Raw genomic sequence first — 14,501 nt, forward strand, 5'->3', positions numbered from 1 at the left:
TTGGTCGAAATACGTACAAAACACACTAGGAATCGGAACTAGCGCACCTAATATGGGTCTATACCGGAGTGAATCCCCTCTCGGATATACAATCCAGTACCGGTGCCGATAAAAAACCGGAATGGATCATCGAATCACCTAAGAAAGTAAGGGAATCCTGTCATGCGTATTGTCATCGCTCTGGGCGGTAACGCCATGCTGCAGCGCGGTCAGCCATTGGAAGCTGATATCCAGCGCGAAAACATCAGCAAAGCCGCTGAAATGATTGCCAAAGTTGCCCAGGAACACGAAGTAATCCTGACTCACGGTAACGGTCCCCAGGTTGGTCTGCTGGCTCTGCAAAACGCTGCCTACACCAAAGTTGCCCCTTATCCGCTGGACGTACTGGGCGCAGAAACTGCCGGTATGATCGGCTACATGATGGAGCAGGAACTGTACAACCACACCAATGGCGCCCAGATCGCGACCATGGTGACCCAGACTCTGGTTGACGCCAACGATCCTGCTTTCCAGGACCCGACCAAATTCGTTGGTCCGGTTTACAGCAAAGAAGAAGCTGAAGCCCTGGCCGCCGAAAAAGGCTGGGCCATCAAGGCTGACGGCGAATACTTCCGTCGCGTTGTACCTTCTCCGCTGCCCCAGGGCATCATTGAAGTTGAAATGATCCGCAAGCTGGCCGAGCAAGGCGCTCTGGTTATCTGTGCTGGCGGTGGCGGTGTACCGGTTCGCAAGGACGAAAACGGCAAGCTGGTTGGCGTTGAAGCCGTTGTCGACAAAGACCTGTCCGCTGCCATCCTGGCAGAACAGATGGGTGCCGATGCGCTGATCATCATGACCGACGTCAGTGCCGTATGCATCAACTTCGGCAAGCCTGACCAGAAAGAAATCCACAAGGCGACGCCTGACGCGATCACCTCTCTGGACTTCCCTGCTGGCTCCATGGGTCCGAAGATCGAAGCCGCTGCCAACTTCGTCCGTAAGGGCGGCAAGTTCGCCGGTATCGGTAGCCTGTACGACGTCGTTAACATTGCTAACGGCGTAGCCGGTACCTGGATCACCGAAGAAGCAGAAGGGATCTCCTACCACGAAGGTCGCAAGGCTGCCCAAGCCTGATCTGCCTGGCGGAGGCTTTGCCTCCGCCTCTTCTCCCTCCCTTCTTTATACTTCCCCGTACCAGCCCCCCTACCTCCAAGGTTTATTGACCTATGAAAACGCAATCCACCATTGCCGTTGGCGTTGGTGTCTTTATCATTCGAGCCGGCAAAATTCTGCTGGGTGAACGCACGGGTTCACATGGTGCGGATACATGGGCACTGCCCGGTGGCCACCTGGAATTCGGCGAAACCCCTGCAGACTGCGCTATTCGCGAAGCACTGGAAGAAACAGGTCTCAAGATCAGCGATATTGAGCCTGTAGCTTTCACAAACGACATTTTCGAAAAAGAAGGAAAGCACTACGTCACACTGTTTGTCAGGGCCAGACAATCTGAGGGGGAACCCTGCACAATGGAACCGGCAAAATGCAAAGGCTGGTCATGGTTTGACTGGAACGCCCTGCCGAAACCACTCTTCACTTCGCTGGAAAACCTGAAACAGCAGGGATTTGTTCTGCTTTCTGATGAACAATCATAACGAGAAGCCGAACAATACCGGCATTATTTGGCATTTATTACCGACATAAAAAAAGCCTTCTTACTAGGCAAGAAGGCTTTTTCAAATATGGCGTCCCCTAGGGGACTCGAACCCCTGTTACCGCCGTGAAAGGGCGGTGTCCTAGGCCACTAGACGAAGGGGACCTCATGGACGGCGGCAATAATAGGGGTTCACTTTCCGAGAGTCAACAGCCTGATCGCTATTCTTTTTCACATTCCATCGCGGTCATGTACACTCTCCTGACGCATAAAGGAGAGGAATGATAAGAATGAAACTCAAACTCCTGGGGGCACCGCTGTCGCCTTTTGTCAGGAAGACCATTCTGACCCTGAAACTCAAAGAACTGACTTATGAGTTGACCCCTGTTTTACCCTTCAATTTCCCTGACTGGTTTGTAGAACTCAATCCTCTCAAGCGCATACCCGTTTTAACTGTTGACGACACACCCATTGCCGATTCCAGTGTGATCTGCCAGTTTTTGGATACCCTGTCTGATACAACACGACTGATACCTGATAATCCGTTGGATGCAGCTCGTGTGCGATGGTTTGAAAAGTATGCCGATTATGAACTGGCGCCTCATTTAACCTTCACCATTTTCAGAAACCGTTTTCTTCTTCCGTCTTTGGGAAAACCGGGCGATGAAGCGGCAATCGAAAAAGCATTAACCAAGAAACTCCCCCCCATGCTCGCTTATCTGGAGCAAACACTGACAGACAATGAATTCCTGGTAGGCGACAGCATCACTCTGGCGGACATTGCCGTTCTCAGTCAGTTTCTCTCCTTTAGGCATGGGGGTGAACAGCCTGACAGTGACCAGTATCCACACCTGTGCGCTTACCTTGACCGGTTAATGCAACTCACTGCCGTGGTGGAAACCTGGGAGAAAGAGTGCGCCATTATCCAGAAAATGAAAAAATAGTACTCACCAACAGGGAAATCCGGCATCCTGATAAAACAGGTAACGGGCAGTATGACAGGGATGTTATGAAAACCAGACTCAGTGAACGCCTGTCTTACAAACAGGCCAGAAATACGCTGATACTCACCTTCCTGATTGGTGCACTGTTCAGCGTTATACAGGTCACACTGGACTTCTACGAACAGGATCATGCCATTGATCAGGAGATGCAGGCACTGCTCAATATCAGCAGTACACCGGCTGCACGCATCGCCTACAATATTGACGAAGAACTGGCCCAGGAACTGCTGCTAGGCCTCCTCCGATCCCCCGCTATCATCCGTGCCGAAATGACGGATGAAAACAACACGCCACTGGCAGCCATTTCCCGAGACATACAACACGACACTACCCGTGTTGTCAGCGATACCCTGTTTGGCAAGACACGCCAATACAAAAAACCACTACGTGTCGCCTACGATCCAGAAGAAAAGCTGGGCTTCCTGATACTGGAAATCGATACCTATATTTACGGCAGCAGTTTTATCAAGCGCTCAGTCGTTACTGCCGTCACTGCCATTATTAAGGGATTGATTCTGGCTATTGTCCTGTTGCTTCTGTTTTACCGCATGACAACCCAACCGCTGTCCGCGTTGACCCGGGATCTACGTCGGGTAAACAACCATGCCCGCACCCCCATTGCGCTGAAGTATCCGGCAGGTCATGAGTATGATGAGATCGGTAGCCTGGTTGACTCCATCAATCGCCTGCTGCATGTCATTTCCACCAACCTGAAAAAACGTCGGCAGGCAGAAAAGCAATTAAGAAATTACCTGGTTGATCTGGAAAACATTGTTGATAACCGAACCGCTGAACTGAATGCCCGTAACCGCCAGCTCAGGGATTCCAACGAGGAACTGGATCAGGCCCGCCAGGACGCAGTACTGATGGCTAAAACCCGTGCCTCCATGCTGGCCAGCATGAGTCATGAAGTGCGAACCCCTATCAATGGCATTCTGGGCATGATTGACCTGTTACTCGGGGACAACCCAACTGAGTCACAACAGGAAAAACTGCAGCTGGCCCGTGAATCCGGCATTATTTTGGTCCAACTGCTCAATGATGTTCTCGATTTCTCGAAATTTGAATCCGACAAACTCACGATAGAAGCCATTGTTTTTGATCTTCACGATACGCTGGAAACCGCGACGGCACTGCTGGGGCAAAGCGCTGCTGACAAAAACCTGATCCTGCAGAATCAACTGAATCGCTCCCTCCCCCATACTGTTGTGGGCGATCCCACCCGTTTACACCAGATACTGACCAACCTGCTGGGTAATGCCATCAAATTTACCCATCAAGGTAGCGTCACTCTCAGAGCCTGGGCCGATGTGCAGACTGATCAACGGTGCCAGCTGCATGTTGAGATTCGTGATACAGGCATCGGTATTCCCGAAGCCATGCAGGGGGATATTTTTACCGCTTTTTCACAGGCATCATCTGATACCACCCGAAAATTTGGCGGTACCGGCCTGGGACTGGCCCTGTCGAAAAAAATTGCTGAGGCGATGGGAGGCTCCATCACCGTGGAATCTCAACCCAATGAAGGAAGTCGTTTTACGGTGGTGTTGCCCTTTGAACAAACAGTGCAGGAAGCACAGCCATACCTACTAAACCACCCTGCAACAATCATCACCAGTACGACCGTGGCGATCGTAGCTCCCCCCGTATTAGCCTCTATCCTTTACAACTACTGTCGTGAATGGCGACTTGATAGCTGGGTTCCCAGCTGGCACGGCCCATGGCAGCAGCAGGACCTGGTACGTTTTTCAAAGACGGCTCTCCTGCTGACACACATTCAGCACCTGGTTGTTGAGAGACAGAATCCAACCCTATTGCTACAGAGTTCAGGTAATACCGCCTCCGATGTCCCTAAAACCGATGCTGTCGCATTGTCATTACCCATCAGAAAAGATCACCTTCATGCGACTCTTTCAGAACTCATCGGTCCTGACATTCACCATGCAACAGCCTCTTCAATGACGCCACCCAATGTCATTATCCAGGAAACACACCCCATGACCACCCGTATTCTGGTTGTTGAGGACAATCCAACGAATCTGATGGTCGCAGAAGGCATGCTGGAGCAATTAGGTTACCAGGTAACAACAGCACGGAACGGACAACAATGCCTGGATCGCTGCCAGCAAGCGTTATTTGATCTGGTATTAATGGATTGCAACATGCCCGTTATGGATGGCTATGAAGCCTGCCGACAACTGCGGAACAACGCAAAAACCTGTGATATGCCCGTGATAGCGCTCACAGCCAACGCCCTCAGTCATGACCGTGAACGCTGCTATCGGGCCGGCATGCAGGATTACATCGCCAAGCCCTTTGACCGTAGCACCCTGAAGCAAACGCTCGAAAAGTGGCTTTAAGGGATAGTGTTATTGTTCGGGTGGGACAAATGACAGTGCAACAGAGTTAATGCAGTAGCGCATACCTGTTGGCTGGGGTCCATCGGGAAATACATGGCCAAGATGAGCCTGACATCCGGCACATTTCACTTCAACCCTCACCATTCCATGAGAGGTATCGTATTCTGTGGTCACTGCGTCATCCGAGAGCGGTTGCCAGTAACTCGGCCAGCCTGAGCCCGAATCATATTTTGCCTCTGAACTGAACAACGGCTGATGACAACAGCTGCAGTGATACTCACCTTTCTCCTTGCAATGGTACAAGGCACCAGTAAATGGCGGTTCAGTCCCCTGCTGCCGACAGACCCGGTACTGCTCTGGTGTCAGCTGTTCCCGCCACTTGTCGTCAGTACGGCTATCGTTACGATCTGATCTTGACAATGGTTTCCCTCCTCCGGACGCGGTATGATTTCGACCTTAACACCCACAATGACCGCTGACCAGAGCCTGCAGCGGTCAGTTTTTTCGGGACAGCTATGTCTGAAATTCTCAAGTCGACCAAACTGCTCGACGTCTGTTATGAAATTCGCGGCCCCGTGCTCAGCGAAGCCAAAAAGCTGGAAGAAGAAGGCCAGCGCATCATCAAGCTGAATATTGGCAATCCGGCGCCGTTTGGTTTTGATGCCCCGGAAGAGATCATCCGGGACATGATCCTCAATCTGCCCGCGTCCCAGGGTTACTGCGATGCCAAAGGCCTGTTTTCCGCCCGCAAGGCCATCATGCAGTATTGCCAGCAACGGGACATCCGTAACGTTGAGATTGAAGATATTTTTGTTGGCAATGGTGTCAGCGAACTGATCGTCATGGCCATGCAGGGACTGCTGAACAACGGCGATGAAATGCTGATTCCCGCGCCGGACTACCCCCTCTGGACGGCGGCAGTCAATCTTGCCGGTGGCAGCGCGGTGCATTACATCAAGGATGAGCAGTCCGACTGGTACCCTGACCTGGACGACATTCGCAGTAAGATTTCTGCGAAAACCCGTGGCATTGTGATCATCAACCCCAATAACCCAACGGGTGCCGTTTATCCGCAGGAGATACTGGAAGGCATCGTCGAGCTGGCTCGCGAGCACAACCTGATCGTTTTTGCCGATGAAATTTACGACAAGATTCTCTATGACGGTACCGAACACACGGCACTGGCCTCTCTGGCCGACGACGTGTTGTTTGTAACGTTTAATGGGTTATCCAAGTCCTGGCGAGCGGCTGGTTTCCGTACCGGCTGGATGGTGATGAGCGGTGCCAAACATAAGGCGAAGGATTATATAGAAGGTCTGGGCATCCTGGCCTCCATGCGCCTGTGCGCCAATGTACCTTCCCAGCATGCCGTTCAGACGGCGCTAGGTGGCTACCAGAGTATCAATGATCTGGTATTACCAGGCGGCCGCCTGCTAGAGCAGCGAGACAAAGCCTGGGAAATGATCACCGACATTCCCGGCGTCACCTGTGTAAAGCCAAAAGGCGCACTGTACCTGTTCCCGAAACTTGATCCGAAGATGTACCCCATCGAAGATGATGAACAGTTCATTCTGGATCTGCTGCGTCAGGAAAAGGTGCTTCTGGTTCAGGGCTCCGGTTTCAACTGGCCGGCCAATGACCATTTCCGGATTGTCACCCTGCCGCGGGTCGATGAGCTGGAAATTGCCATTAACAGGCTGGCAAAATATCTGGACAGAATTCGCCAGTAATAGTCGCATCAAACAAAAAAGGACGCAGCAGGATCATGGCTGATATTCATATCGATGATTTCTTTCAGGACTGTGCATACATACTCCTGAAGCTGTATGGCCATTTTCCGCGCAAGGATGCGCTGTATGTGGATGACATTGCAGACTGCGCCCCTGTGGATGAGTACGGCATTCCCTCTGAACGCCACATGGCCTGTTATCAGACCATGCTATGGCTAGCGGAAGAGGGTTATCTGCGGTACGAGGATCGCATAGGTTTCAACGGACTGGATCAGGTAACGCTTACAGAAAAGGCATTTCTGAAGTTGGTCACACCAGTGAATCATGCAAGTATCGACTCAACATCACCTCCAATTGTAGGCCTGCAACAAGCCACTTTGGCGGCGCAACTGCGGCAAGCTAAAAGAGATGGAACCCCTTACAAACTGCGAAAAGTACTGGCAAATATGTGGCATGAGATTTTACCCGCCGACTGTAATACAACCGACGGCACTTCATAAGTGATCTCACCATTCCTGAAGGGCTGAAGCATTAGTAATACTAATGTTCAATGCCTTTTAGCCTTTTTCATCCTCTCGTTCAAAATCAAATGATTCCAGAATACTTTCCAACTCTGTTGAGTAAACGTCAATTTCCACTCTAACAACATCTGTAGTTTTTAGATGATGAAAGAAAACATTAAACAACTCACTTAAACAAAAATCCTCACGCACCATTGGCGGTGCAAAATATTGCACCATTTCAACCATGGCAGTTTTTTGCTTTCCTGTAGCTACTACATACAAAAAACAGGCACCACACCCAACATTTTGCTTATCTTCTACATAAAGCGAAATAGTACTCTTTTCAGTTATAGAAGAAAGAAGCCGCATATCATTGCCAATTCCATTGATTAATTTCCGCAACATCAAAGAATTAATATCACACCCTTCACATGACAACCTTACCTCATAACCAGACTTCCAATTTTCAAGACACGTTCTAACACGTACTTCTTCAGAATCCGTTAAATAATTTTCACGGCACGCATATTTACCCATCAAATAGTTTGGATATTCAAGCGTTGTTATATCCCTGATAGCAGTATGCATAAACAAACGAGAACCATCATCATCAGAAAAATCTCCCATTGAATCTTCTGAATCTGATGATGCAGAGCTAGCACTATCTTCACTCTTTGCACCTGACAGTGTCTCCTGTTCTTCATCACTAAAAAAATCAGCCAATAAATCCTCAACGCCTGAAATATCAGAAGATACATCATTTAATTCATGAGTGAAGGATGAATCCATTTCAGAAAAATCATCACATAGAATCTCCACACTTCTACCCGAAATAGTTTCAACATCAGATAAAGATTCCTGCACCTCATAATTTGCAACCTCAGCATTGACTTTCGATGGCTCTAATAGCTCAACACCCGGATTTCTTTTTGGGCTATTACCTGCTGAACCAGATTCACATCTGGCTCTCTTTTTAGATGTCGAGCGAACACCTCCCTCCCCATCTAAATCCTGAGAAGATCTTTGCTGTCCAGCATTCTTCAAATTTGAAGAACTACAGCTTGGACGTGATAATTCCATAATGATATATCCCTATACAATTTCCATAAAATAGCCAGTAATAATGGCAGACACCCATAAAAAATCACTAACAGATTCAGTTACCTCAGCTATCCATTAGTAAAAAACCAAAAGACTGCCATTATGAGGACTTCTCTGTTCATTCAAATATTGTTATTCACTATGCGTAGCCTGATCGCCATGCTGAAACATGAAACCAATACTTTCTCCCCAATTCCCACCAACTGGCCAAGATTTCAAGACTGGAGTGGTCTCACCGGCAACGAAGCACTGGCCTTTTATCGCGGTACACGCACCGTCATGGGCGCATTTATTGATCTGACAGAGCAATGGGGTGACAACATAGTCTGCCCTATCGCTGCTGAAGCCATGCCTTCGGCGCCTGCTGATGCTGAAACCTATGAATATCTGTCCAGCTTAATACTCGAATCAGTAGCAAAAGGGGTGGACAGAATACTCCTGGATCTCCATGGCGCCATGATCACCGAAAACACCAATGACGGAGAAGGCTCCCTGCTGTCGCGTATCCGAGCCATTGCACCGGCTACCCCCATCGCTGTCAGCCATGACTTTCACGGCAACCTGACACCCGTAACCCTGGACAACTGCACAGTGTTAACCGGTTATAAGACCTACCCTCATGTCGATCTTTATGAAACCGGCCAACAGGCAGGCATGATCCTTAATGAAGCCATGCAGGGTCACTGTCATCCCGTTATGGCATGGCAGAAACTGCCATTAATCTCCCATACCCTGAAACAGGGTACGGATGACAAACCGTTTAAATCACTCATCAAACTCTGCCAGGAAGCCGAACGGCAAGCTGGCGTGCTCAGTGTGTCTCTCTTTGGCGGTTTTCCCTTGGCAGACAGCCCTCATACTGGTTCATCCGTTGTGGTAGTTACAGATAATGATGACTTGCTCGCCAACCGTATTGCGACAGACATCGCTGAAGCCTGCTGGACCAAGCGCCATCAGCAGGTTTACCAGCCAACCTCGCTGAGTGATCAGATTCAAAAGGCAAAAAAACTCACAGAAGGCCCGATTATCCTGCTGGATCACTGTGACAATTGTGGCTCCGGAGGCACACAGGATGTCATGACAGTGATCCGTGCCGTCATGGAAGCCGGGCTGGAAGATGTCATCGTTGCCGCAGTCTGGGATCCCAAGGCAGTGGCCAGGATGCAGGCGGCAGGTGTGAACGCAGAGGTGGCATTATCACTGGGAGGCAATACCGATATGCCGGCTATCCAGCAATCCGGGCAGCCCCTACAGGTTCAGGGCAAAGTGATCAACCTGACCGACGGTCGTTTCCGGATTGATGGGCCCATGTATCACGGCCTCGAAGTCTGCATGGGACCTACCGCCGTACTGGATACCGGAAACATGCAGATTATCGTTGTTTCCCGCCATATAGAACCCTGGGATCCCGGCCTGTTCCACAGCCTCGGCATTGACCCTGAGCAAAAGCGCTACCTGCTTCTCAAATCCCGTATTCATTACCGCGCCGGCTTTGCAGACATAGCCAGGCACACCCTGTTGCTGGATGGTGATGGCGTCACCACCTCTGACTATCAGTTACTGTCCTTTCAGCAGCTGCAACGCCCTGTTTTTCCATTGGATCCCCTCTGTTCATTTGAACCAAACCCAGCGCCAAATAGTCTATGATCGGTGATTAATGCCAACACTCGCTTGACCGTACGATTTTAACGGTTAAAAGTAATCAGCATTAACGCTTTCGTTCCACTGAAAAAGCAGGTCATCATGAAACAATCATTCTGGGCTCTGGCACTCTTGCTGCTGGCGGGCTGTACCACGCATGAAGCCGTTACCCGCCAGGATCTTATGCATCATCACTGGGTGCTGACCTCTATCAATCAAAAAGCCGTCCCCGGCAAAGCGGCTGGACAGGCGCAACCCGATCTGGAAATTGGCGAAAACCTCACCGTCAACGGTACAACCGGTTGTAATCGCTACCGGGGCCAGGGAATCCTGGACGGCAGCCTGTTCAAGGTGCAACAGCTGTCCACGACCCGGCGTGCCTGTCGCCCCCCTTACAGCAATATTGAGCAAACGCTGACATCCGTACTCAATAGCGGCGCAGAGATCACATTGACCAAAGAGACGCTGACACTGAAAAATGCCCAGCACACGCTGGTATTTACCCTCAGGGACTGGCTATAAGCCGTCCCTAATCGGGCTGCAGCTCAGGCATGACGACGATGCAACGCTAACCACAAACCAGTCAGGATCAATCCACCCCCCACAAAATGATAGGAATGGAGCGATTCCCCCAGAAACAGAAAAGCCAGAAATGCCACAAACACCGGCATCAAACTGTTGAATAGCGAGGCACTGCTGGAGCCCAGCACTCTGACGCCATTATTCCAGGCGAGGTAAGAAAGAATCGAGGCAAACACCGTCACATAAATAAGCAACGCCACGCTCTGAAACGTCAAGGCAAAGCCTCCGACAAGCGAGTATTCCCATAGATAAAAGGGCATCAGTACCGGCATGCCGATGCCAACCAGCACCGTCAATATCACGATCCCCGGCAATGGTATGGCAAACCGTTTATACAGAACGGAGTACAGTCCCCAGAAGGTCACTGCCACTAGCATATAAAGATCCCCTCGCTGACTTTTCAGCTGCAATAATTGCTGCCATTCACCGCGGGAAATGACATACAACAATCCAGCCAGAATAATCAGCAGACCCATGACCTGACGCAGGCGCGGGATTTCATTCAGCAAAAAAATACTCAGAAGAAGGGTGACTAACGGCAGGGACGTCTGAATCAAGGCGATATTGACCGCTTGTGTACTCTGAGCGGCAAGATATAACAGGGTATTGAATGTCGTGATACTGAGCACTGCCAGCGTCAGTAAGCAATAGCGATAACGCCAGATAGTCCCACGATGTGCATGTATCTGCCGCCAGGTAATCAGCAATAAGCAGACAAAGGCAAAGAACCAGCGCCAGAATGCCAGCGCTACCGGAGGCACGACCCCAATACTCATTCGTCCTGCCACGCTATTCCCTGCCCAGAACAAAATCGCAGCCACCAACGCAATGGTTGCCGCCGCCCGATTGCCTGATGGCAAAAACCGCGCATAACCCTGACTATTTAACATGACACTCAACATCCCCAAGGCAGGGCATTGCTGCTGTACCCCGCCAAATGAAACTTTTATGATAAAAACCAGTCAACGCTAAGGCCTGATATCACTCAAAGGAGCCTGTGCATGGAATTATCCGACATCATTACGTTCTGGTTTGAAGAAATTTCACCGCGCCAGTGGTTTATTAAAGACAGTGACTTTGATGAACAGATTCAGCAACGTTTTTCTGATGTACATCAGACCGCGACACGGTGCGAACTGTCACCCTGGCGCGAGGCGCCGGAAGGCAGGCTCGCAGAAGTTATTATACTTGACCAGTTCTCCCGCAATCTCTACCGGGATACCGCACAAGCCTTTGCAGCCGACTCACTGGCCCTGGCACTGGCTCAGGAAGCGGTCAGAAACGGGGATGATAAGGCACTGACACCGCACCAGAAAGCATTTCTCTATATGCCATGGATGCATTCGGAATCAGCGGTCATTCACCATGAAGCCGTTGCGCTCTTTAGCCAGCCAGGATTGGAAGATAACTACCAGTTTGAATTGCGCCATAAAGCGATCATTGACCGCTTTGGTCGTTATCCTCATCGCAATGCATTACTGGGTCGCCAGTCTACCCCGGAAGAACTGGAATTTCTCCAGCAACCGGGTTCATCTTTCTAAACCCCTCTAATGCGTGTGGTCATACCATTGACTACACGCCATTTCTGACACAACCGTTACAAAAAAAGCTGGCGCAATGCCTTTGAAATCCTGACAATCGCCCGCATATAACCTTGACCTTACCCGCACCTGTGGAGATGCTATGAAGCGGATTGTTCTTTTCCTGGCGACCAACTTGGCCGTCATTTTGGTTTTGAGCATTGTCTTGAACCTGGTGTACACCATGTTCGGCATTAACCGTTCCAGCATGAGCGGACTGCTGGTACTAGCCGCCGTGTTCGGATTTGGCGGTTCCCTGATTTCCCTGTTCATGTCCAAATGGATGGCACTGCGCAGCACCGGCGCCCAGGTCATCGAACAACCCCGTAACGCCACCGAAAAATGGCTGCTGGATACCGTCGCTCGCCAAGCCCAGGCAGCAGGTATTGGCATGCCACAAGTGGCCATCTACAACGCCCCGGACATGAATGCCTTTGCTACCGGTGCCAATCGAAATAATGCGCTGGTTGCTGTCAGCACGGGACTGCTGAACAGCATGAACGCTGATGAGGCCGAAGCGGTTCTCGGTCATGAAATCAGCCACGTCGCCAACGGCGATATGATCACCCTGACCCTGATCCAGGGCGTGGTGAATACGTTTGTGATTTTCCTGGCGCGACTCATTGCCGGCGCCATCGACAGCGCCATGCGTAACAATAACGAAGATGGCCAGGGCTTGGGTGGTTTTGCCTATATGGGTATCGTTATGGTGCTGGAAATGGTCTTTGGTGTACTGGCCAGTGTCATTGTCATGTGGTTCTCACGGCAGCGTGAGTACCGGGCGGATACCGGTGGTGCGAACCTGGCCGGTCGCCAGAAGATGATTGCCGCCCTGCGGCGGTTGCAGAATAACATGGAACCCCAGCTGGAAGGCTCACTGATGGCGTTTGGAATCAGTGGAAAACACGGTGTCGCAGAATGGTTCATGAGTCACCCGCCGCTTGAAAAACGGATTGCAGCTCTTCAACAAGCCTGATCCTGCTTGGCAAACACGCTGAAACCCCAAATGCCCCGGCTGATACCGGGGCGTTTTTTCATGTTTTCAAAGCAGTTCAGGAGAAGCTGTTTGCTCCTCCTTATCTGATGACTTGTCCGGTACCGGTGGCGTCCAGGCCAATTCTAATGACTTCATGGTGCGATAGAGAAAATTGGGTTGGTACTCAATCACTTGATCCGCCTTGAGGTGTAAATCCGGGCAACGATCCATTAGCACTTCAACAGCAACTTGCCCCTCAAGGCGTGCCAGCTGGGATCCGAGGCAATAATGAATCCCTTTCCCGAAAGCAAGATGATGCTTAGAAACGTCTTTCCGGCCAGGCGTAAATGCCTCTGGATTCGTAAAGACCCGATCATCATGATTCCCTGAACCAAACAACACCTGAACCGCTGCGCCTTTGGGAATCGTCATCCCCCCCAGTTCCGTCTCCCCTGTTGTATAACGCATCATACTTTGCAGAGGTGAATCAAACCGCAGGACTTCCTCTCGAACCGTGGCAATCATACTGCGATCATGGCAGCAGGCTTCCCAAAGGGCGGGATCAGCCAAAAGGCGGTAAAGCAGATTACAAATCATGCTGGTGACTGTCTGATGCCCTGCCCAGGTGGCACTCATACAGACATTCACCATTTCCAGGGTAGTCAGGGGCTCCACACCCTCCTGCCGGGCATGGATCATATGCGAAATCAGATCCTGTTTCGGATGCCGACGCTTCTCCTCAATCAAATCATGAAAAAAGTGCTGGAAGGCGACAAACCCCCGGGCATTCTCCAGTTGTTCCTCCAGAGACAGAGGCGCTGCCAACAGAGCGACCCAGTCGTCACTCCATTGCTTCAGGTTAGCCAGGTGCTCACGATCCACACCGAGCACATCGCCAATGACAATCAGCGGAAAGGGGAAGGCGTAATGCTCAAGAATATCAACCTCACCACGATCCACAAACTGATCCACCACTTCGTTGGCAATGAATCGAATGTGCGATTCCATCGCCGTGACTATGCGTTGCGAAAAGGCCTTTCCCACCAGGCTTCGAATGCGGTCATGATGCGGTGGATCATTGTCAGTCATGCCCGGCACCTGGGGGTAACCCTGCTCCAACACTTCAACGACTTCTGTCGGCAACCGGCCACTGTTAACCGTGATAATACCTTTGCTGGAATAGGTATCGGTATCCTTGAGCACCTTAACGACGTCGTCATAATGTGTGACGATCCACATCTGGTAACGCTCACTGAAAAAGACCGGCTGCGTTTCCCTGGCCAGACGGTACATGCCATAAGGATCGCGGGTCTGTTCTGGCGACAATGGATTATAGGTAGTGCCGATATCCGTTGTTTCAGTCTGATGGAAAGGACATCCTGTCATTGTGCTCA

14 protein-coding genes and 1 tRNA gene are annotated in these 14,501 nt (G+C 50.7%); 10 read left to right on the forward strand and 5 right to left on the reverse strand.

The genetic code is table 11. The features are described 5' to 3' along the window. Positions 1 to 162 precede the first annotated feature (162 nt). Positions 163 to 1,113 carry a carbamate kinase gene (gene arcC / locus KHS78_RS00850; protein ID WP_211824284.1) on the forward strand — a complete coding sequence of 317 codons (951 nt, stop codon included), beginning with the start codon at positions 163 to 165 and terminating at the stop codon, positions 1,111 to 1,113. 92 nt (positions 1,114 to 1,205) lie between these two features. Continuing rightward, positions 1,206 to 1,631, forward strand: a complete 426-nt coding sequence (locus tag KHS78_RS00855) for a nucleotide triphosphate diphosphatase NUDT15 (RefSeq protein ID WP_211824286.1) — start codon at positions 1,206 to 1,208, stop codon at positions 1,629 to 1,631. Positions 1,632 to 1,719: 88 nt separating this feature from the next. Here KHS78_RS00855 and KHS78_RS00860 read toward each other — a convergent pair. After that, a tRNA-Glu gene (locus KHS78_RS00860) sits at positions 1,720 to 1,795 on the reverse strand. 125 nt (positions 1,796 to 1,920) lie between these two features. Here KHS78_RS00860 and KHS78_RS00865 point away from each other — a divergent pair. Beyond that, positions 1,921 to 2,574, forward strand: a complete 654-nt coding sequence (locus KHS78_RS00865) for a glutathione S-transferase family protein (RefSeq protein ID WP_211824288.1) — start codon at positions 1,921 to 1,923, stop codon at positions 2,572 to 2,574. Positions 2,575 to 2,639: 65 nt separating this feature from the next. Further along, positions 2,640 to 4,994, forward strand: coding sequence for a hybrid sensor histidine kinase/response regulator (locus KHS78_RS00870; RefSeq protein ID WP_211824290.1), 2,355 nt, complete (start codon positions 2,640 to 2,642; stop codon positions 4,992 to 4,994). Positions 4,995 to 5,003: 9 nt separating this feature from the next. On the opposite strand, the gene msrB is transcribed toward KHS78_RS00870, so the two are convergent. Then, positions 5,004 to 5,414, reverse strand: a complete 411-nt coding sequence (msrB, locus tag KHS78_RS00875; protein ID WP_211824292.1) for a peptide-methionine (R)-S-oxide reductase MsrB — start codon at positions 5,412 to 5,414, stop codon at positions 5,004 to 5,006. Between the two features lie 95 nt (positions 5,415 to 5,509). On the opposite strand from msrB, the gene KHS78_RS00880 reads away from it, so the two are divergent. Both KHS78_RS00880 and KHS78_RS00885 read left to right on the forward strand, forming a co-directional pair. Then, positions 5,510 to 6,724, forward strand: coding sequence for a pyridoxal phosphate-dependent aminotransferase (locus KHS78_RS00880; RefSeq protein WP_211824294.1), 1,215 nt, complete (start codon positions 5,510 to 5,512; stop codon positions 6,722 to 6,724). A 35-nt stretch (positions 6,725 to 6,759) separates the two neighbouring features. Next, positions 6,760 to 7,224: a hypothetical protein gene (locus KHS78_RS00885; protein ID WP_211824296.1), complete on the forward strand. Its 465-nt coding sequence runs from the start codon at positions 6,760 to 6,762 to the stop codon at positions 7,222 to 7,224. A gap of 57 nt (positions 7,225 to 7,281) precedes the next feature. On the opposite strand, the gene KHS78_RS00890 is transcribed toward KHS78_RS00885, so the two are convergent. Further along, positions 7,282 to 8,307: a hypothetical protein gene (locus KHS78_RS00890; protein WP_211824298.1), complete on the reverse strand. Its 1,026-nt coding sequence runs from the start codon at positions 8,305 to 8,307 to the stop codon at positions 7,282 to 7,284. 162 nt (positions 8,308 to 8,469) lie between these two features. Here KHS78_RS00890 and KHS78_RS00895 point away from each other — a divergent pair, with 162 nt between their 5' ends. Together KHS78_RS00895 and KHS78_RS00900 are read left to right on the forward strand one after the other, a co-directional pair. Further along, entirely contained in the window at positions 8,470 to 9,975 is a 1,506-nt protein-coding gene (locus tag KHS78_RS00895; RefSeq protein ID WP_211824300.1) for a M81 family metallopeptidase, read from the forward strand. A gap of 96 nt (positions 9,976 to 10,071) precedes the next feature. Beyond that, a complete protein-coding gene (locus tag KHS78_RS00900; protein ID WP_211824301.1) occupies positions 10,072 to 10,491 on the forward strand; it encodes an META domain-containing protein in 420 nt (139 codons plus the stop codon). 23 nt (positions 10,492 to 10,514) lie between these two features. Here KHS78_RS00900 and KHS78_RS00905 read toward each other — a convergent pair whose 3' ends face one another. Further along, on the reverse strand, positions 10,515 to 11,441 hold the full coding sequence (locus tag KHS78_RS00905; RefSeq protein WP_211824304.1) for a DMT family transporter: 927 nt from the start codon (positions 11,439 to 11,441) through the stop codon (positions 10,515 to 10,517). A 111-nt stretch (positions 11,442 to 11,552) separates the two neighbouring features. Between KHS78_RS00905 and KHS78_RS00910 the strand changes: the two genes are divergently transcribed. After that, positions 11,553 to 12,092, forward strand: coding sequence for a DUF924 family protein (locus KHS78_RS00910; protein WP_211824306.1), 540 nt, complete (start codon positions 11,553 to 11,555; stop codon positions 12,090 to 12,092). A 142-nt stretch (positions 12,093 to 12,234) separates the two neighbouring features. Then, positions 12,235 to 13,107 (forward strand): protease HtpX, encoded by an 873-nt coding sequence (htpX, locus tag KHS78_RS00915; protein ID WP_211824308.1) that lies wholly within the window; start codon positions 12,235 to 12,237, stop codon positions 13,105 to 13,107. A 66-nt stretch (positions 13,108 to 13,173) separates the two neighbouring features. Here htpX and KHS78_RS00920 read toward each other — a convergent pair whose 3' ends face one another. After that, the gene (locus KHS78_RS00920) at positions 13,174 to 14,493 is read right to left on the reverse strand and encodes a cytochrome P450 (protein ID WP_211824310.1); all 1,320 of its coding nucleotides are present in this window, start codon (positions 14,491 to 14,493) and stop codon (positions 13,174 to 13,176) included. Positions 14,494 to 14,501 lie beyond the last annotated feature (8 nt).

The sequence above is a fragment of the Kistimonas asteriae genome (assembly GCF_018263925.1).
GTDB classification, from domain to species: domain Bacteria; phylum Pseudomonadota; class Gammaproteobacteria; order Pseudomonadales; family Endozoicomonadaceae; genus Kistimonas; species Kistimonas asteriae.